16 protein-coding genes and 1 other RNA gene are annotated in these 18464 nt (G+C 69.1%); 10 read left to right on the top strand and 7 right to left on the bottom strand.

Annotated elements, in window-relative coordinates; all coding sequences use genetic code 11:
* Positions 1-49 precede the first annotated feature (49 nt).
* Positions 50-796, bottom strand: coding sequence for a lipoyl protein ligase domain-containing protein (locus BMW35_RS08190; protein ID WP_245708155.1), 747 nt, complete (start codon positions 794-796; stop codon positions 50-52).
* A gap of 51 nt (positions 797-847) precedes the next feature.
* Between BMW35_RS08190 and BMW35_RS08185 the strand changes: the two genes are divergently transcribed.
* Both BMW35_RS08185 and BMW35_RS08180 read left to right on the top strand, forming a co-directional pair.
* Positions 848-1702 (top strand): DUF8155 domain-containing protein, encoded by an 855-nt coding sequence (locus BMW35_RS08185; protein WP_089668870.1) that lies wholly within the window; start codon positions 848-850, stop codon positions 1700-1702.
* Positions 1703-1749: 47 nt separating this feature from the next.
* Entirely contained in the window at positions 1750-2187 is a 438-nt protein-coding gene (locus tag BMW35_RS08180; protein ID WP_089668869.1) for a phosphate-starvation-inducible PsiE family protein, read from the top strand.
* 6 nt (positions 2188-2193) lie between these two features.
* On the opposite strand, the gene BMW35_RS08175 is transcribed toward BMW35_RS08180, so the two are convergent.
* Positions 2194-2766 (bottom strand): cysteine hydrolase family protein, encoded by a 573-nt coding sequence (locus BMW35_RS08175; protein WP_089668868.1) that lies wholly within the window; start codon positions 2764-2766, stop codon positions 2194-2196.
* A 125-nt stretch (positions 2767-2891) separates the two neighbouring features.
* On the opposite strand from BMW35_RS08175, the gene BMW35_RS08170 reads away from it, so the two are divergent.
* From BMW35_RS08170 to BMW35_RS08160, 3 genes are all read left to right on the top strand, one after another.
* On the top strand, positions 2892-4394 hold the full coding sequence (locus tag BMW35_RS08170; RefSeq protein ID WP_089668867.1) for an Hvo_1808 family surface protein: 1503 nt from the start codon (positions 2892-2894) through the stop codon (positions 4392-4394).
* 52 nt (positions 4395-4446) lie between these two features.
* Positions 4447-5874 (top strand): Hvo_1808 family surface protein, encoded by a 1428-nt coding sequence (locus BMW35_RS08165; protein WP_089668866.1) that lies wholly within the window; start codon positions 4447-4449, stop codon positions 5872-5874.
* 84 nt (positions 5875-5958) lie between these two features.
* Positions 5959-7104 (top strand): nicotinate phosphoribosyltransferase, encoded by a 1146-nt coding sequence (locus BMW35_RS08160; protein ID WP_089670380.1) that lies wholly within the window; start codon positions 5959-5961, stop codon positions 7102-7104.
* A 30-nt stretch (positions 7105-7134) separates the two neighbouring features.
* Here BMW35_RS08160 and BMW35_RS08155 read toward each other — a convergent pair whose 3' ends face one another.
* Complete coding sequence (locus tag BMW35_RS08155) at positions 7135-7767, bottom strand: TIGR00296 family protein (protein WP_089668865.1); 633 nt, start codon at positions 7765-7767, stop codon at positions 7135-7137.
* 262 nt (positions 7768-8029) lie between these two features.
* Between BMW35_RS08155 and rnpB the strand changes: the two genes are divergently transcribed.
* Positions 8030-8419, top strand: an RNA gene (gene rnpB, locus BMW35_RS08150) — RNase P RNA component.
* Between the two features lie 133 nt (positions 8420-8552).
* Here the strand turns inward: rnpB and BMW35_RS08145 are convergent.
* From BMW35_RS08145 to BMW35_RS08135, 3 genes are all read right to left on the bottom strand, one after another.
* Positions 8553-9656, bottom strand: a complete 1104-nt coding sequence (locus BMW35_RS08145) for an aminopeptidase (protein ID WP_089668864.1) — start codon at positions 9654-9656, stop codon at positions 8553-8555.
* Between the two features lie 56 nt (positions 9657-9712).
* Positions 9713-10012 carry a hypothetical protein gene (locus BMW35_RS08140; protein ID WP_089668863.1) on the bottom strand — a complete coding sequence of 100 codons (300 nt, stop codon included), beginning with the start codon at positions 10010-10012 and terminating at the stop codon, positions 9713-9715.
* A 62-nt stretch (positions 10013-10074) separates the two neighbouring features.
* A complete protein-coding gene (locus tag BMW35_RS08135; protein WP_089668862.1) occupies positions 10075-12720 on the bottom strand; it encodes a valine--tRNA ligase in 2646 nt (881 codons plus the stop codon).
* Positions 12721-12970: 250 nt separating this feature from the next.
* Here BMW35_RS08135 and BMW35_RS08130 point away from each other — a divergent pair, with 250 nt between their 5' ends.
* The 3 genes from BMW35_RS08130 (at position 12971) to BMW35_RS08120 (ending at position 16260) form a co-directional block, all read left to right on the top strand.
* Positions 12971-14131: an ABC transporter substrate-binding protein gene (locus BMW35_RS08130; RefSeq protein ID WP_089668861.1), complete on the top strand. Its 1161-nt coding sequence runs from the start codon at positions 12971-12973 to the stop codon at positions 14129-14131.
* Between the two features lie 129 nt (positions 14132-14260).
* Positions 14261-15382, top strand: coding sequence for a FecCD family ABC transporter permease (locus tag BMW35_RS08125; protein WP_089668860.1), 1122 nt, complete (start codon positions 14261-14263; stop codon positions 15380-15382).
* A 2-nt stretch (positions 15383-15384) separates the two neighbouring features.
* On the top strand, positions 15385-16260 hold the full coding sequence (locus BMW35_RS08120; protein WP_089668859.1) for an ABC transporter ATP-binding protein: 876 nt from the start codon (positions 15385-15387) through the stop codon (positions 16258-16260).
* Here the strand turns inward: BMW35_RS08120 and BMW35_RS08115 are convergent.
* Complete coding sequence (locus BMW35_RS08115; protein ID WP_143052176.1) at positions 16257-16595, bottom strand: hypothetical protein; 339 nt, start codon at positions 16593-16595, stop codon at positions 16257-16259. The two genes, BMW35_RS08120 and BMW35_RS08115, sit on opposite strands and share 4 nt — an antisense overlap.
* Here BMW35_RS08115 and BMW35_RS08110 point away from each other — a divergent pair.
* Entirely contained in the window at positions 16595-18445 is a 1851-nt protein-coding gene (locus tag BMW35_RS08110) for an ABC transporter ATP-binding protein (protein ID WP_089668857.1), read from the top strand. The genes BMW35_RS08115 and BMW35_RS08110 overlap by 1 nt on opposite strands.
* The last annotated feature ends 19 nt before the right edge of the window (positions 18446-18464 follow it).

The raw sequence follows: 18464 nt of genomic DNA, 5'->3' as shown, positions 1-18464 counted from the left end.
CCGGCTGGCTCATCGGCCGGTGCTAGGTGGAATCTTCCTCTTGCAGCAATCAGTCCTCCAGGATGTCCGCGGCTGCCACGAACTCCGTCTCCGCGTCCCCCACGAGCGCGTCCTCCAGTTCGTCGCGCACGCGGTCCGGGTCGCCGCCGGCAGCCGCCACGCTCCCCACCGAGTCCGGGTCGAAGGCCACGCCGAGCGCGGGGTAGACGTCCGCGAGTACGCCGGCAATCGCGTCCCGGTCGTCCACGACGAGCACGCCTGAGGTGAGCGCCGCGCCCTTCGTGACGCGCTGGGCGACGCCCGCGAGCTTCCCGCAGTCCGCCCGCACTGAGTGGTCGCCGGGACAGAACGAGTCCGGCGGCTCGCCGCCGCGAGCGTCGTCGACGCCGACGACCTGGAGCGCGTCGACCACGTCGGCGACCATCGCGTCGTAGCGCTCGCTCAGCCCCGTCCGGATGTCCGCGGTCGGCGTGACGCGCGCGAACGCCAGCGTCGAATCAGTGTACGCCACCGCGCGGCCGCCGACGCGGCGCTCGACGGTCGGGAAGCCGTGGTCGCTCGCGGCCGCGACTGCCGCCTCGTAGCCGTCCTCGTTGGCGTCACGGCGGCCGAACGCGACGACGCGACCCGGCGACCACACGTGGACCGCCGGCTCGCCGCGCTCCCGGACCCAGTCCAGCACGTCGCTAGTGACTGCGTGGTCGGCGTCCCGGTTCGCGGGTGTCCCGCTCACTCGCTCCGAGGACTCGCTCCGCTCAGCCCCGCGGTCGTCGGCTCGGCCGCGAACGACTCGCATACTTGCGCTTGGAACCGAACCGAGTAATTCCTCCCGGTTCGAAACACGGACATGGTCACGCTCGACGGCGACGTCGTCGCCCGGTACCCGCGGGTGTCCCGGTACAACTCCCCGTACCCCGCCCACGACGCCGGCTGCGCGGTCGACCTCTACTCCGACGACGGGTGGAACGCGGACGGCCACGCCACCGCCGCGCCGAGCCCCGTCGCCGGCGAGGTCGTCGAGACCCGAACCGTCAGCTGCCCGGACCGCCCGTACGCTGCCGACCACGACCACCTGATTGTCCTCGACACCGGCGACGCCCTCGCCCGCGTCCTCCACGTCGACCCCGGTGTCGAGGCGGGAGAGAGGGTCACAGTCGGCGACTCGCTCGGCGAGATGGTCCGGTCCGGCTTCTTCGCGCCGTGGGTCGACAACCACCTCCACCTCGGCTTCCGCGAGCACGGCCAGAACGCCGTGCGTGCGTCGGGGTCGCTCCCGCTCGACCTCGACGTGGCCGTCGAGCCCGCGACATGGGACGGCCGAGCGACCGTCGTCGAGACCGGGGAGACGTGGCTCCGACTCGACGAACCCACCCACCCCGCGCCCGGCGACGCGTACGCTGCGCTCGCGAGCGACGACGGGGCCGTCCTCGACGGCGGCCTCCCGCACTACGAGACCGGGTACGCGAGCGGGCGTGGCGAGACCGTCTCGCTGTTCGGAACGGTCGCGGGGGACCGCAGCGGCGACCGCACCGTCACCTGGCGGGACGTGACGGTGACCGTCGACGGCGCGCCGGCGAAGGGTCTGTCACTGTGGCTCGGGCGAGACGCCCTCGGGTGCAAGGTCGTCGCTCCCGGCCACGACGTCACCACGGGCGACGAGGTCACCGTCGACATCCGGAGCGCCGACCGTTCTGCCGACTGAGTGTCGGACGCCCCCACTTTCTCGGGCCTGGAGTCCGCTACGCCTGTATGGACGCCGCCGACCACGTCGAAATCACGGAACGGCTCATCGGTGCCGTCGAAATCGTCGCCGCGTACGTGCTCGTGTTCCTGTTCGCCGTCGGCGTCTTCGACCTCGGGCTCACCATCGGCGACCTCATTCTCTCCGGCGCTATCACCGACACGGCCGAGGTCGTGGGGCTCGTCGACACCGTCCTGTTGCTGTTCATCGTCGTCGAAATCTACCGCACGGTCGTCGCCTACACCCGCGAGGAGAGTGTGCTCCGCATCGTCATCGTCACGGCGGTCATCGCCGTCGCCCGCCGCATCATCGTCTACAAGCCCACGGACTACGCCTCCCCGGACGCGACGCTGTTCACGGCCGTCGGGCTCGCGGTTCTGATTGCTGCCCTCGTCGGGTCGCTGCACGTGCTACGGTCGGCCGAGGACGACGGCTACCTGTTCTGACTGCGGTCACGCGAACATCACGCCCGCTCGGTCGACGACCTCCCCGAACAGCCAGTCGGCGTGGTCGACGGTGTACGCCTTGTGCTCTTCCTCGATGTATCCGAGCGCGTCCTCGACGAGCACAGGCCGGTAGTCGCGGAGCCCGGCCGAGCCGGCGGTGTGGAGTACGCAGACGTTCGCGAGCGTGCCACAGACTAGGAGGTCGTCGACGCCGTGGCTGTCGAGGAACCCTTCGAGGTCTGTCTGGTAGAACGCGTCGTAGGTGTGTTTCTCGACGACGTGGTCCTCGTCGCGGACGTCGAGGTCGCCGTGCAGTTCGGCGTCCCACGAGCCCTCGACGACGTGCTCGCCCCAGCGCTCGAACTCGTCGTAGTAGTGGTTGTCGTCGAACTGCTCGGGCGGGTGGACGTCCCGCGTGTAGACGACGCTCGCGCCCGCGTCCCGGGCTCGCGAGACCAGGCTCGTAACGGGGCCGAGCGCGTCCTCGCTGGCCGGTGCGTAGAGGCTGCCGTCGGGGTGGCAGAAGCCGTTCTGCACGTCCACGACGACGACGGCAGTGCTGGCTGGGTCGAACTCCATGCGCGAGCGTTCGCGCCCCGGAACAAAAACGATTGGTCGGGTGCCGGTGGGCGACGCCGGCTAGCGGTTGCACCGGCTGCGAGGGTGCGCAGGACTTTATGAACTGGCGCACTCAGTGTGTGCCGATGGCACGGCGACTGCTCGCTGTCGCAGTGGTGTGTCTCGTGGTGTTGGCCGGCTGCCAGGGTGGCATGACCGGCGACACCGGGACCGAGACCGCGACGACGGCGCCGACGAACACGACGACCCCTGCCGAATCGACGGATAGCTTCGACTACGCCGACCCCGCCGAGGACCGCCTCGGCTGGGAGGGCGGCTACTGGTACAACGAGTCAATCGACGTCGACCGCTCCGACGGCCTGAACGACACCGAACTCGCAGCGGTCGTGAACCGTTCGATGGCGCGCGTCGAACGCGTTCGCAGCCTCGAATTCGAGGAGTCGGTGCCCGTCGAGGTCATCTCCCGGGAGGAGTTCTCGAACGAGACTGCGGATTCGTACGCGAACATCTCACGGAACGGTAGCCTCCACCAGAACGTGAAGTGGGAGGCGGCGTTCATGCTCTCGGAGAACGAGAGCGCCACCGACCGACTGCAGTCGAACCGCGCCGCGTCCGTCGGCGGCTACTACTCGCCGAGCGAGGACCGAATCGTCATCGTCTCCGAGAACACGGAATCCCCGAAGATGGACGAAGTCACGCTCTCCCAGGAGCTGTTCCACGGGCTTCAACAACACCAGTTCAACATCTCGGAGATGAACCAGTCGACGCAGGAGCTCCACAACGCCCGCGACGGCATCATCGAGGGTGACGGAAACTACGTCGACCACCTCTACGAGCAGCGCTGCAACACTGACTGGGACTGTCTGATGCCCCGGGAACAGGGTGGCGGTGAGAGCGGCACTGACCTCCACATCGGTCTCTACGCGGTCCAGTTCCAGCCGTACAGTGACGGTCCGCCGTTCGTCCAGCAGCTCCGCGAGGAGGGCGGGTGGGACGCCGTGAACGCGGCCTACGACGACCCGCCGGCGAGCACCGAGCAGACCATCCACCCGGAGAAGTACGGCGAGGACGAGCCGACCGACGTGACGGTCCGGGACACCTCGACCGACGAGTGGTCGGTGCCCGAGATGGGCAACGGCAGCATCGACTACGCGTCCTTCGGCGAGGCCGGGATGTACACGATGCTGTGGTACCCGAGCTACGCCGAGACGCAGCGGACTAGCACGCCCACGAGCGTGATCGTCCCCGTCAACCACCTGCTGGCACCCGCACAGAATCAGGAGAGCCTCGACCTCTACAACTACAGCTACCGCTACACTGAGGGCTGGGACGGCGACAAGCTCGTCCCCTACGCCACGGACACGTCCGGCGAGGACAACCAGACCGCGTACGTCTGGAAGTCCGTCTGGGACTCGCCCGACGAAGCCGCGGAGTTCGCGGAAGGCTACCGCAAGCTCCTTGAACACCACGACGCCGAGCGCGTCGACTCCCAGACCGACCGCTACCAGATTCCCGAGGGCGCGAACGGGTTCGCGGACGCGTTCCGCGTCACCGTGGACGGCGACCGCGTCACCATCGTGAACGCGCCGACCGTCGACGCCCTCGACGACGTCCACGACGCGAACTGACGCGGCCCGCCGCCTGAGCAAACCCTTTCCTCGCCGCCGCCGTACCCGACGTATGCGCGCGCTCACGCTCGTCGCCGTCGCTGCGCTCGTCGTCCTCGCGGGCTGCTCTGCGCTGCCCGCTACCGACAGCCGGCCGACGCCCGGCGAGCCCGCCACCGCCCCCGCCGACTTCGTTGACCCCGACGGCGACGTGCTCGGCTGGGAGGGCGGCTACTGGTACAACGAGGGCCTGCCCGTCACCGACGACGACGGCCTGAACGAGACCGAACGCCGGATGGTCGTGAACCGTTCGATGGCGCGCGTCGAGCGCCTGCGCGGCATCGAGTTCGAGACGCCGGTCGACGTCGACGTCGTCTCCCGGGACGCGTACCGCGAGGAGTACGCGGGGAACGGCAACGCGAGCGACGCGCTGCGGACGTTCGACGACGCGAAGTTCGAGGCGCTGTTCCTCGTCGGCGAGGACCGCGGCGCTATCGACGTCCAGCGGTCGAACCGCGGGTCGAACGTGCTCGGGTTCTACTCGCCGAGCGAGGACCGCATCGTCGTCGTCTCCCCGACGGAGACGCCACAGGTCCGGGAGACCACGCTCGGTCACGAGCTCGTCCACGCGCTCCAGTTCCGGCAGCTCGGCGCTGGCTACGACTCGCCGACTCGCGACCGCGCGAACGCGAACAGCGGGCTCGTCGAGGGCGACGCGCGGTTCGTCGACCACCAGTACGGCGACCGCTGCGGCGCGGACTGGGACTGCGCGACCGCCGGCGGCGGTGGTGGCGGTGGCGACCTCCACCTCGGCGTCTACCTGCTCACGTACTTCCCGTACAGCGACGGCCCCGGGTTCGTGGAGGCGGTCTACGAGGACGGTGGCTGGGCGGCCGTCGGCGAACTCTACGGCGACCCGCCGGCGTCCAGCGAGCAGGTCGCTCAGCCCGAGAAGTACGGGGAAGACCAGCCGGCCGACCCGACGCTCCGTGACCGGTCGGCGAACGAGTGGAGCCGCGTCAGCGTCGACGGCCGCGCGCCGTACGCGGAGGTCGGCGTCGGCGGCCTCACGGCGATGCTCGCCTACCCCGCCTACGACGACAGCCGGCGGGGGGCCGTCCTCTCCCCCCAGACGTTCCTGAACTACCGGGACGGCGCGGTGGACTCCCGGGACCCCTTCGACTACACGACCACGCCAGTCGAGGGCTGGGACGGCGAACGGATGTGGGTGTACGAGCACGAGGACGGCGACCTCGGGTACACGTGGCGTATCGCCTGGGACTCGCCCCGGGACGCCACCGAGTTCGCCGACAGCTACCGCGACCTGCTCCGGTACTGGGGCGGCGAGCGCGTCGACGGCGAACCCGGCGTCTGGCGCATCCCCGAGGGCGAGAGCCCGTTCGCGGACGCGTTCCGGCTCACCGTGGACGGCGACCGCGCCACCATCGTGAACGCGCCGGAGACGGACGAACTGGACGCCGTCCACGAGCCGCGGAACTGACCCGCCGTCTGCGGCCGGGAGCCGAGGGTTTTTCGCCGGGGCGGGAGTAGCCGGAGGCATGCAGGATTCGTGGAGGGCCGCGGCGTGACCTTCGACATCGTGGACGCCGACGCCATCGAGAGCGGGCGCGCGACCGACGCCTACTTCGAGCGCACCGAGGCCGCCCTCGACCACGCCGGCCGGAACCCCGACGTGGTCGCGGAGGTCACCGCCGACCAGTTCCCCACCGGCGCGTTCGAGGTGCTCGCCGGCGTGAAAGACGCCGCCCACCTCCTCGACGGGCTGCCGGTCGATGTCGACGCGCTCCCCGAGGGCACGCTGTTCGACGGCGGGCCCGTGATGCGCATCGAGGGGACGTATCGCCAGTTCGCGCGCTACGAGACCTCGCTGCTGGGCTTCCTCTCGCACGCCTCTGGGGTCGCGACGGCAGCCCTCGAAACCCGGACGGCCGCCCCCGACGCCCGCGTGTTGAGCTTCGGCGCGCGCCACGTCCACCCCGCCATCGCAGCGATGGTCGAGCGCTCGGCGCTCGTCGGCGGCCTCGACGGCTTCTCGCATGTCGCCGCCGGGGACGTCCTCGGCCGGGAGGCCAGCGGCACGATGCCGCACGCGCTCGTCATCTGCTTCGGGCGCGGCGACCAGGAGTCCGCGTGGCGGGCCTTCCACGAGAGCGTCGACGAGGACGTCCCCCGCGTTCCCATCTGTGATACGTACAGCGACGAGAAAGACGAGGTGCTGCGGGCGGTCGCCGAACTCGGTGACGACCTCGACGGCGTCCGCCTCGACACCACGTCCTCGCGGCGCGGCGACTTCCGGCACATCGTCCGCGAGGTGCAGTGGGAGCTCGCCGCCCGCGGCCACGGCGACGTCGACGTCTTCGTCTCCGGCGGTCTCGGCCCGAGCGACCTCCGCGAGCTGCGGGACGTCGCGGATGGCTTCGGCGTCGGCGGCCACGTCTCGAACGCCGACCCCATCGACTTCGCGCTCGACATCGTCGAAGTCGACGGCGAACCCGCGGCCAAACGCGGGAAGCTCTCCGGAAAGAAAGACGTCTACCGGACGCGGGACGGCGGCCACCACGTCGGCCTCGCCGCGCGGCCCGGCCCCACGGGGTCGTCGTCGCTGCTGCAGCCGCTCCTCCGGGACGGCGACATCGTGCGCGGGTTCGACGTCGAGGACGCCGCCGCGAGGGCGCGCGACGACGCCGACGCTGTCTCGTTCAGGGCGTAATCGGTCTCGCGCAGAATCAGGTCTCGGTTCTCAGGACGTGAGTTCCTCGACGGGGTCGTCTTCGTCGCCCGTCTCCCGGAACACCTGCCCCTCGAACAGGGTCACCATCACGTCGTCGTCCTCCCAGGCCCCGTCCGGCAGCCCCGCTTTCCGGCAGGTCCGGTCGAGGTACTCGAAGACGCTCCAATCGTTCTCCACGGGGAGTGTCGGGTACATCCAGCCGTGCTGGCCGTCGCCGTCGATGGCGACGCCGTGCGTGCCGAGTTCGATGTCCTCGACGGGGTCGTCGGTGAGCACGAGGTTCGACACCGTGCAGACCGACACCTGAATGTTCTCCAGTTCGGCGGGCTCGACCTCCGAGCCACACGACGCCTCGGAGGCGGCCTCGATGGCGGCCTCGACGATGGCGTGCCCGAGCTGTCGGTTCCCGTTGCCGAGCTCTCGGACCGACTCATGGGCACCCGCACACCCACGCAGGCGACCGCGACCTCGTGTGGACTCCAGACGCACGAACGCACTGGTTCGGTTGTAGAACGCGTCCCGCATGCTCCCCGGCTGCTCCCGCTGGCCGTTCTGGACGAACGCCTCGACCGATTCGCGAGCGAGTTCCACGGTTCGAGCGCCGTCCTCGAAGGAAAGGTCTACTGACTGGCCCTGGCCCATACAGAACCTATTACGCCGGGGACAGACTTCAAGCCTTCCCTTGGTGACGAGAATCGTGAAGGATTATTATCGGCCGAGCCTGACACCCGAATCCGGAGACAGCGAAGGGTAATTTCGGTAACTGTTCGATTCGACGACTGTCCCGACTTCGTTTCGCACTCTAAAAAGTCGGAATATGTCGCGGTCCGTCGCACCGGTCTTCGACACGCGGCGAACACCGGGAACCGAACTCCTTAACGACGCACCCGGCGTAGAGAGAGTGGGCAGAGGGAGCCCGGCTCCCGTGCCGCGAGGCATGAGGAAAGTCCCCCCACCCGTTCGGGCACGCGGCCGGACGCAAGTCCGGGGCGGGAGACCGCCGGCACTGGAACAGAGACGACACGTCCCTCCGACACCGATGAGGCGTGCGACCCGACCCGGAAGGGGAGGAAGCTAACCCGCCGAGGGAAGCGCGGCTCTGCCGCGTTGAGGCGAACGGCGTCAGCCGTGAGCCAGTGTGGGATTCCCACCAGAGCGGAGGGGAGCGATGGAACGGCCAACCCCCGCCGGTGCAAGTCCGTGCGTGCGAGGTAGCCCGAACCACCCGAGAGGGGCCGCGCGGACGCTCAGCCGAATGCCGGGCCGAACAGAAGGGGGCTTACTCCCCTCAGCTCGTACCTTTTACAGTGGCAAGCCGGTGGCTCGCCACTGTAAAAGGTACGCTAAAAACCGCGACGGCGACCGGCCGCGTACGCTCGCGTTACTGCGTACAGGCTGGCTCTCCGCTGTGGTCCGGTAAGCCTGTCTTACTCGCTGAATCCGTCTTCCCACCGGAAGGTGCCGTTGCGCTGGACGACCTCGCCGTCGACTTCCATGAACGAGTCCTCGCTCATGTCCGTAATCATGTCGACGTGGACGGCGGAGTCGTTGGCTTCGTCCTCGCTGCCCTCGGGGAAGTTCGACCCGTAGGCGCGGCCGAGCGCGAGGTGGACGGTGTCGCCCATCTTCTCGTCGAAGAGGATGGAGTCCGTGAACTGGTCGATGCCGCGGTTCATGCCGATGCCGAGTTCGCCGAGGCGGCGCGCGCCCGCGTCGGTCTCCAGAATCTCGCCGACGACGGACTCGTTCTGGGCGGCCGAGTAGTCGACGACCTCGCCGTCCTCGAAAGTGAGGTGGACGTCCTGCACGCGCTCGCCGCGGAGCGTCATCGGCACGTCGAACAGCACCTCGCCCTCGGTGGCCTCTGGCGCGGTGAACACCTCGCCGGAGGGGAGGTTGTGGGAGTCGTAGGCGACGGAGGCTGCGGAGTTCACGGCCGTCCGCCCCTCGATGCTCATCGTGAGGTCGGTGTCCTCCTTCACGAGTCGGACTTCGCTGCCGTCGTCGAGGACGTCTTTCATGTTCGCCATCTGGTCGGCGAGCGTCTCCCAGTCGCGGAGGACGGCGTCGTACGCGAAGTCCCGGTACTCCTCGAAGGACATGTTCGCCTGCTGGGCGAGCGACCGCGTCGGGTGGACCGTGCTCACCCAGTCGATGTCCATGCGGGCCTCCCGGAGCTGCTCCCGGGACTTGCCGTACGCCTCGCGGACGTCGGCGGGGACGTCCGACCCCTCGCTGGTGTTGCGTCCGCCGCCGACAGAGAGGTAGACGTCCGCGTTCTCCACGAGCGCGAGTTCGTGCGCGGGGGCCTCGTCGAAGTCCCCGTCGTGGGCGAGCTTGTAGGCGCGACTGACTTCGTCCGACGAGTACGTCGTGACGAGGTTCGCGCCGCGCTCGCCGACCTTCTCGGCGACGGCGACCGCGAGCTCGTGGGCGTCCGGGCCGACGCTCAACACGACGTCGTCGCCGTCCTCGATTCGCGCGCTCCAGTCGACCAGTACCTCGGCGTGTTCCTCGACGCGGGCGTCCATACCTGAAGTCCGGCGGCCACGAGAAAAAGCGGTCGGGTTCCGGGCGACGGCGGGGGCTACCCGGGCGGCGTGCCGGCCTCCGAGTCCCCGGCAGCGACGTACGCCCGGTAGAACGCCCAGATGCCGACCGCAAGCGGGACGATCGACGCGAGCACGACGACGTCACCGACGGCACCAGCGAGCCAGACTTCGGCGGCCTGCTGGAGCAGTATCGAGAACCCGGTCCCGACGCCGCTGACGTTCTTCAGGAACTTCGCCCGCGACCGGCCGCCGCGTCGGTAGTCCCAGTACATGTACGCGGACAAGAACGGGTAGGCGGCGACGCCGGCGGTGACGAGCCAGCCAAAGACGTCCATATCCGTGGCGTCGCCGCGAGCGAGGAAAAAATCCGCGTCGCGGTCTCAGCCCGTGCAGCGCGTCACTCGTAGACGAGGACGGTACCGAACGACGCTTCGATGACGTTCACTTCCTCGCCGGAGGACGCCCGGTACTCCTCGGTGACCTCCAGCCAGTCGGCGTCCAGGTCGAAGGACTGGCCGTCGGCCTCGACGGTGACGGTGTCCCCGGAGTGCATCTGAGCCTGGATTGCCGCCGGGTCTGTTTCCGCGATGGCCTGCATCACGGTGCCGGCGTCGCTGCGGAACTCCGGCCCGATCTCGGAGTCGTCGCCGTCGACCTCGACCGGAACGAGTTCGACGTCCGGCCGGCCGTCCACCAGCTTGATGGGTGCGTTGACGGTCTCGCTGAGGTCGTAGGTGTCTAAGTGGGCGTTCCCGTCCTCGTCGACGTCGAAGTAGAGTTCGACGCGGTCGAGGTCAGCGTTCAGCGGCATCCCCTGGTCGGACTTCCACGCGCGGATGTCGCTGGCGACCTCGGCGATGCGCTGGCCGGCGAGTTCGGCGTCCTCGTCGCGGAGGTCGACGCTCGGCCACTCGGCGGTGTGGACGCTGCCCTCGGTGCCGGGGAGGTTCCGCCAGATCTCCTCCGTGGCGTGCGGGCTGAACGGCGCGAGCATCCGAGCGACCGCGGTGACGGCCGTGTAGAGGGTGTGTTCGGCGGCGTCGCGCTCACCGGGCCGGCCGTTGTACAGCCGCCCCTTCACGAGTTCGACGTAGTCGTCGGCGAGGTCCTCCCACGCGAACTCCCGGAGTTCGCGGAGCGCGCGGTCGAAGCGGTACTCCTCCATGGCCTCGTCGACCTCCTCGGTGACGCGGGAGAGTTCGGAGAGCAGCCAGCGGTCGGCGTCCCGGTAGGCGGGGTCCTGGATGTCCGGGGTGTCCTCGTCGAAATGTCCGGAGGAGAACTTCGCGATGTTCCAGAGCTTCGTGAGGAACCGCGACGCGGACTTGACCTCCTTCCACTGGAACTGAACGTCGCTGCCGGGGCGGCCGCCGAGCGCGAGCGCCTGCCGGACGGCGTCGGCGGAGTACTCCTCGATGGCCTCGTCCGGCTGGACGACGTTCCCGCGGCTCTTGGACATCTTGTTGCCGTCCGGGCCGAACACCATGCCGTTGACGAGCACGTCGTCCCACGGCTTCTCGTCGGTGAGCGCGCCCGTCCGCAGCAGCGTGTAGAACGCCCACGTGCGGATGATGTCGTGGCCCTGCGGCCGGAGGTCGACCGGCTCGAACTCGTCGAGGTCGATGTCGGCCGGCCACCCGGAGAGGTGCAGGGGCGTGATGGAGGAGTCCATCCAGGTGTCCATCACGTCGGTCTCGCCCGTCCAGTCCTCGGCACCGCACTCGGGGCAGGCACCGACGGCGGGGTCGTCTTCGGTCGGGTCCACCGGGGCTTCCTCGCGGCCGGCGATGTGCCAGTACCCGCAGTCGTTGCACTCCCACGCCGGGATGGGGGTGGCGAAGACGCGCTGCCGGGAGACGACCCAGTCCCAGTCCATGCCCTCCGTCCAGTCGACGAGACGGTCGTGCATGTGGTCCGGAATCCAGTCGACCTCCTCGCCCTTCTCCAGGATGAGGTCCTGGTCGACCTCGACGAACCACTGCTCCTTGGAGAGAATCTCGATGGGCGTGTCGCAGCGCCAGCAGGCACCGACGCTCTGCTCCGTGGGCTCGGAGTCGTTCAGGTAGCCCTCGTCGTCGAGGGCGTCCGCGATTTCGCCCTTGGCTTCGTCGATGGTGAGACCGGCGAACTCGCCGGCCTGCTCGCCGAGGCGGCCGTCCTCGGTGAAGACGGCGCGGAGGTCGAGGTCGTACTCGGCCCACCAGTCGACGTCCTGCTTGTCGCCGAACGTACAGATCATGACCGCGCCGGAGCCGAAGTCGGCGTCGACCTCGTCGTCGGCCAGCAGTTCGACCTCCTGCCCGAACAGCGGCACCTCGAAGGTGTCGCCGATGCGGTCCTCGTAGCGCTCGTCGTCGGGGCTGACGGCCATCCCGACGCAGGCCGACAGCAGTTCGGGCCGCGTGGTCGCGATTTCGATGTCGTCGTTGCCGACGCCGTCGAACGTGACGTAGTACAGCGTGCCCTCGCGGTCGATGTTCTCGACCTCGGCGTCGGCGATGGCGGTCTCGCAGCGCGGACACCAGTTCACCGGGTGTTCGTCGCGGTAGACCATGTCCTCGTCGGCCATCGCGGAAAAGGACTCCTGGGTCTTCCCCCAGTACTCGGGGTCCATGGTGCGGTACTCGGCGTCCCAGTCCTGCGAGAAGCCGAGTTCCTGCATCGTCGCCTTCATCTCGTCGATGCGGTCGTCCGTCCAGTCGATGCACATCTGGCGGAACTCGTCGCTGGAGACGTCCGTGCGGTGGATGTCGTTGACTTCTTCGACTTTGACCTCGGTCGGGAGCCCGTGGCAGTCCCAACCCTGCGGGAAGAGGACGGCGTCGCCCTTGAGGCGTCGGTAGCGCGCGACGAAGTCGATGTACGACCAGCCGAGCGCGTGGCCGAGGTGGAGGTTCCCGGAGGGGTACGGCGGCGGCGTGTCGACGACGTACTGGGTGTCGGAGTCGCTGGGGTCGAAGCTGTAGACGTCGCTGGCCTGCCACTCGTCCTGCCACTTGGGTTCGATGCTGTCGGGGTCGTAGCTGTCCGGAAGCTCTGTCATGGGTGTCTGAGTCGTCGGTCCCGCGGTTGGCCGGTCGGGTCGCGGTGCTCGGCCGGAGAAATGGATTTACACACGTACTACGGCGGAGCCGACGCGCATACGTCTGCAGTGCGGTGGCGCGGTGATAAAGCTTCCCGTCCAACGCGGCGCTGGCGGGCGCTGGGACGGTGTCACGCGGTCGCCCCGTCCTCGATTTAGGTAGGCCGAAAAATCGACGGTCTTATTTGCTTTAGGCCGGCCAAAAACGGGTATGCACCGACGAGACTTCGTCCGAGCGGGCGGCGCTATGACCCTCGCAGGGCTGTTCGCAGGCTGTACGAGCCCCAGCGAGGGCGGTAGCGAGACGACCGACGAACCGACCGACACCGAGAACACGGCGACCAGCGCGGAGGCGAGCGAGGAGACCACCACCGAGGCCAGCGACTCGTACTCGGTGTCGATGACGCCCGTCGGCGAGGTCGAGTTCGACCGCGTCCCCGAGTCTATCTCCGTCTACGAGCCCGGCTACGCCGACATGCTCGTCGCGCTCGGGCACGGCGACGCCGTCGCGTCGGTCGGAAAGAAGGGCCGGTTCCACACGGGCCACTACGATGAACTCGACGGCGTCGGCGTCGACGACTCCGGCATCGTCGACCTCGTGAACGCCGGCGTCTCTCAGGAGACGCTGCTCGACCTCGACCCCGACCTCTACCTGATGGACCCGAACTGGCTCACCAACGTCTTCGAGTTGAACGGCGAGGACGTCTCCTTCCTCGAGGAGCGCGCCGCGCCGTTCCTCGGGAACACCATCTTCCGGCGGACGGACGGCTGGCACGACTACGACTACTACACGCTGTACGGTGCTTTCGAGAAGGTCGCCGAGGTCGTCCAGGAGACCGAGCGCTTCGAGGCCCTGCGGTCGTTCCACGACGACTACGTCGACCGCATCGCCGCGGATGCCCCCGACGAGGGGCCGCGGGCCGCGCTCGTCTGGGGCGGCAAGGCCGAGCCCACGTCGTTCTCCCCGTACCACCTCGGCGGCGAGGGCGCGAACAAGAAGGCCTTCCGCGACCTGAACGTCCGGGACGCCATCGCGAATTCGGACGTGGAAGCGCTCTCCCAGAGCCAGCGCTCCGAAATCGACTACGAGACGCTGCTCGACCTCGACCCCGAGGTGCTGTTCGTGCGCGGCCACGAGGACAAGACTCCCGAGGCGTTCCGGGACACCGTCGTCTCCTTCATGCAGAACCACGACACGGCCAGCCGCATCACGGCGGTCGAGAACGGCGACGTCTACCGGGGCGGCCCCATCTACCTCGGGCCGCTCGGCCACCTGTTCCTCACCGAACGGTTCGCGACCCGGCTCTACCCCGACCGGTTCTCCGGCGAGCTGTTCGACCGGGACGAACTCGCTGGCATCGTCACGTCGTAGACGGAACGCTTTTGAACTATTAGGCCGGCCTAAAGAACGAGAGAAGCGGCCGGCCTCTCACGGGCCGACCGACATGAGCACGCCCGCCCGCCCACCGGGCGCGCTCCGACACACCGGGCACCACCACCGATGTCACGACAGTTCCGCGTTCGAGACGTCCTGCTCCCGAACCTCGACGACGCGCTCGTCCTCACGATGGTCGCGAGCACCGTCGCCGTCGTCCTCGGCGCGCTCGTCCAGATCCGCTACGGGGCCTACCCGATGCCCTTCGAGACCGTCTGGCGGGCGATGTTCGACCGCGCGGTCTGGACGAATCCCCGGGTTCTCGCCACCATCCTGCTCGGTGACGGCCTCGCCCACACGCTCGGCGTCTACAGCGACCTCTCCGTGCTCAGCGACGCCACGGCGGTCGTCTGGACGCTCCGGATGCCCCGGGTCGCAGTCGCCGTGTTCGTCGGCATGAACCTCGCCGTCGCGGGCGCTATCTTCCAGGCCATCACCCGGAACGAGCTCGCCAGCCCCTACATCCTCGGCGTGTCGTCGGGTGCCGGTTTCGCCGTCGTCGTCACCATCGTGCTCTCTCTGGGCACCTACTTCCTGCCGCTGGCCGCCGCCGTCGGCGGCACCGGCGCGTTCCTGCTCGTGTACGCCGTCGCGTGGCGCGGCGGCACCACGCCGGTCCGACTCGTCCTCGGCGGCGTCGTCGTCGGCACCATCTTCAACAGCCTCCAGACCGGCGTCTTCTACTTCATCGACTCCAACGGCGCGATGCGCACCGCCGTCTCCTGGCTCGCCGGGTCGCTGACCGGTGTCGGCTGGATGGACGTCCGCCTCGTCGTCCTCCCGACGCTGCTCGTCGTCCCCGCGGCCCTGGTCGCCGCCCGCCAACTCGACGTCCTCCTGCTCGGCGAGCGCCGCGCCCGCTCGCTCGGGATGCGCGTCGAGACGATGCGCTTCGGGCTCTCCGCGCTCGCCATCCTCGCCACCGCCGCGGCCGTCTCCGTCGCCGGGCTCGTCGGCTTCGTCGGGCTCGTCGTCCCCCACGCCGTCCGCACCGCGGTCGGCAGCGACTACCGGAAACTCCTCACGGGCTGTCTGTTTGCCGGCCCCGCCCTCGTGGTCGTCGCGGACGTCGTCGCGCGCCTCGGGCTCGGCGGCATCCAGGTCCCGGTCGGCGTCGTCACCGGGCTGGTCGGCGGGCCGTACTTCCTGCTGTTGCTGCGCCGCACCGAATCCTTCAACGAGTTCTGAGCATGCCACCGACACCACACACCGACACCGACGAACCGAACCGCGCCGCGGACGCGACCGACGCAGCCGCCGACCCCGTCACTGACGAGGACCCCGTCGACTCCGCCGCGCTGCTCGGCTCGGGACTCCGGCTCGGCTACGGCGAGGGCGTCGTCGTCGACTGCGAGGACATCGTCGTCCCCGAGGGCGAGGTGACGGCGCTCGTCGGCCCGAACGGCTCCGGGAAGTCAACGCTGCTCAAGGGGTTCTCCGCGGAACTCGACCCGATGGACGGCACCGTGTTGCTGGACGGCGAGGACGTCCAGACACGCGAGCCGAAACAGCTCGCCCGCGAACTCGGGCTGCTCGCTCAGGAGAACGACGCCCCCGGCGGCCTCACCGTCGGCGACCTCGTCTCGCACGGCCGCTACCCCCACCGCGGCTTCCTCGACCCCCTCAGCAGCGACGACGAGGCGCACGTCGACCGCGCCATCGACCTCGCGGGCGTCGACCACCTCCGAGACACCCCCGTCTCGGAGCTCTCCGGCGGCCAGAAGCAACTGGCGTTCGTCGCGATGGCGCTCGCTCAGGACACCGACGTGCTCCTGCTCGACGAGCCGACGACGTACCTCGACTTGCACCACCAGCTCCGAGTGATGGAGGTCGTCCGCACGCTCAACGAGGACCGCGACGTCACGGTCTGCGTGGTCCTCCACGACCTCCAGCAGGCGGCCCGGTTCGCGGACTACCTCGTCGCGCTCGACGACGGCGAGGTCTACGACTGGGGACCGCCCGAAGACGTGGTCACCGAAACCCTGCTCGCGGACGTCTTCGAGGTCGACGCCGCGGTCACGTACGACGGGGAACCCCGAATCGTCCCGCGGCGGCCGCTCGACTAGCCGTCGTCGCGCTCGTCTTCGAGACGGGCGACTCGCTGCCGGAGGTCGTCGACCTCCCGACCGAGGGCTGTCCGGGACGGTGCGTCCTCGCCGGCCACCGCGCTCGCGACGAGCACGACGGGGAGGACGAGGAGGAACGTCGCGCCGAGCAACAGCAACGACTCGGCGGTGCTGGCGTCCAGCAGCCACAGCAACAACAGGTCGTTCGCAGCGAGGAGGGCGACGAGTACGGGAACCGTCACGCGCATACCGGCGGTATCGAGCAGCCGGTACGCCAGCCTTTCGGTCGCCGCTTCCGTAATCCACTTCGGCCCACCGAGTGTTTCGATTCGCAATGCCCGAGCCCGAGGACAGCGTCTTCGACCGGTACCGCGACCGGGTCGACCGCCCCATCCGCCGGCTGTTCCGCGTGTACGGCGTCCCCGAGTGGCCGTACTTCGCGGCCGGCATGGTGGCGAACGTGGTCGCCCGGGTCGCCAGCCTGCTGCCGCCGGTCGTCCTGGGGGCCGCCATCGACAGCGTGTTCACGGGGGACGCACCCTACGACCTCCCGCTGCTGCCTGCGTCGCTGTTCCCGAACGCCCAGGCCGCGCAGTTCGAACTCTCCGCGGCGCTCATCGCCGGGTCGTTCGTCGTCACCGCCGTCTTCACGTACCTCTACGGGGTCGCCGCAAACCTCTTCGCGCACCGCGTGATGCACGACGTGCGCACGGACTCGTTCGCGAAGATGCAGGCTCTGGACATGTCCTTCTTCGACGACAAGCAGACCGGTGAGGTCATGAGCGTGCTGAACAACGACGCCTCGAACCTGGAGGTGTTCCTCGACGACGCGCTCCAGAACTCCGCCCGCCTCGTCGTGATGGTCGCCGGCATCACCGTCGTGCTCGTCTCCGAGAACTGGCAGCTCGCGGTCGTCACGCTCTCCGCGATTCCGCTGATGTTCGTGCTCACCCGGTGGTTCATGGTGCGAGCCGCCCCCCGCTACGAGCGCCAGCGCGCCGCCGTCGGCAACCTCAACACGCGCCTGGAGAACAGCCTCGCGGGCGTCGAACTCGTGAAGTCCAACGCCGCCGAGGACCACGAGACGGGCCGCGTCACCGACGCCTCCTACCGGTTCTTCCAGGACACGATGGACGTGCTCCGCCTGAGCTACGTCTACCGGCCGGGGATGGAACTGCTCGCCGGGCTCTCGTTCGCCGTGACGTTCGCCGTCGGCGGCTACTGGCTGCTGTACGGGCCGCCGCTGTTCCTCACCGGGTCGCTGTCGCCGGGCGCGTTCGTGACGTTCATCTTCCTCACGCAGCGCTTCGTCACCCCGCTCGCGGAGGTGTCGAACATCGTCGACCAGTACGAGAACGCGAAGGCCTCGTCCGCCCGCGTGTTCGGGCTGATGGACATCCCCGCCGAGGTCGCGGACGCCGACGACGCCACCGAACTCACGGGCGTCGAGGGCCGGGTCGAGTACGACGACGTGACGTTCGGGTACGACGACGAGGACACCGTTCTCGACGGCGTCTCCTTCGACGCCGACCCCGGCGACACCGTCGCGCTCGTCGGCCCCACGGGGGCGGGGAAGTCCACGCTCTGCAAACTCCTGCTCCGGCTCTACGACGTCGACGACGGTGCCGTGCGCGTCGACGGTCACGACGTCCGGTCGGTCACGCTGGACAGCCTCCGCGAGCACGTCGGCTACGTCAGTCAGGACACCTACCTCTTCGACGGCACCATCGCCGAGAACGTCGCGTACGGCGAGTTCGACGCCGACCGCGAGGCAATCGTCGCGGCTGCGACAGCCGCCGACGCCCACGAGTTCATCCGGGACCTCCCGGACGGCTACGACACGGAGGTCGGGGAGCGCGGCGTGAAGCTCTCGGGCGGCCAGCGCCAGCGCGTCGCCATCGCGCGCGCCATCCTCGCCGACCCCGAAATCATGGTCTTCGACGAGGCCACCAGCGACGTGGACACGGAGACCGAGCGCCGCATCCAGGCGAGCCTCGACGACCTCGCCGCCGACCGCACCGCGGTCGTCATCGCCCACCGCCTCTCGACAGTCCGGGACGCCGACCAGATTCTCGTCGTCGAGGACGGTGACGTCACGGAGCGCGGCACCCACGACGACCTGCTGGCGCGCGAGGGGCGGTACGCCGACCTCTGGCACGTCCAGACCACGACCCTCGACGGGTAGCGCCCGCATCGCAATTACT

This window comes from Halobacterium jilantaiense, from assembly GCF_900110535.1.
Taxonomy (GTDB): domain Archaea; phylum Halobacteriota; class Halobacteria; order Halobacteriales; family Halobacteriaceae; genus Halobacterium; species Halobacterium jilantaiense.
The sequence above is the reverse complement of the archived record's forward strand: the minus strand, read 5'-3'. Positions and strand labels throughout refer to the sequence as shown.

Coding starts and splice junctions, on each gene's coding strand:
- BMW35_RS08190 (WP_245708155.1), bottom strand. CDS start 796: ATGCGAGTCGTTCGCGGCCGAGCCGACGACCGCGGGGCTGAGCGGAGC.
- BMW35_RS08185 (WP_089668870.1), top strand. CDS start 848: ATGGTCACGCTCGACGGCGACGTCGTCGCCCGGTACCCGCGGGTGTCC.
- BMW35_RS08180 (WP_089668869.1), top strand. CDS start 1,750: ATGGACGCCGCCGACCACGTCGAAATCACGGAACGGCTCATCGGTGCC.
- BMW35_RS08175 (WP_089668868.1), bottom strand. CDS start 2,766: ATGGAGTTCGACCCAGCCAGCACTGCCGTCGTCGTCGTGGACGTGCAG.
- BMW35_RS08170 (WP_089668867.1), top strand. CDS start 2,892: ATGGCACGGCGACTGCTCGCTGTCGCAGTGGTGTGTCTCGTGGTGTTG.
- BMW35_RS08165 (WP_089668866.1), top strand. CDS start 4,447: ATGCGCGCGCTCACGCTCGTCGCCGTCGCTGCGCTCGTCGTCCTCGCG.
- BMW35_RS08155 (WP_089668865.1), bottom strand. CDS start 7,767: ATGGGCCAGGGCCAGTCAGTAGACCTTTCCTTCGAGGACGGCGCTCGA.
- BMW35_RS08145 (WP_089668864.1), bottom strand. CDS start 9,656: ATGGACGCCCGCGTCGAGGAACACGCCGAGGTACTGGTCGACTGGAGC.
- BMW35_RS08140 (WP_089668863.1), bottom strand. CDS start 10,012: ATGGACGTCTTTGGCTGGCTCGTCACCGCCGGCGTCGCCGCCTACCCG.
- BMW35_RS08135 (WP_089668862.1), bottom strand. CDS start 12,720: ATGACAGAGCTTCCGGACAGCTACGACCCCGACAGCATCGAACCCAAG.
- BMW35_RS08130 (WP_089668861.1), top strand. CDS start 12,971: ATGCACCGACGAGACTTCGTCCGAGCGGGCGGCGCTATGACCCTCGCA.
- BMW35_RS08125 (WP_089668860.1), top strand. CDS start 14,261: ATGTCACGACAGTTCCGCGTTCGAGACGTCCTGCTCCCGAACCTCGAC.
- BMW35_RS08120 (WP_089668859.1), top strand. CDS start 15,385: ATGCCACCGACACCACACACCGACACCGACGAACCGAACCGCGCCGCG.
- BMW35_RS08110 (WP_089668857.1), top strand. CDS start 16,595: ATGCCCGAGCCCGAGGACAGCGTCTTCGACCGGTACCGCGACCGGGTC.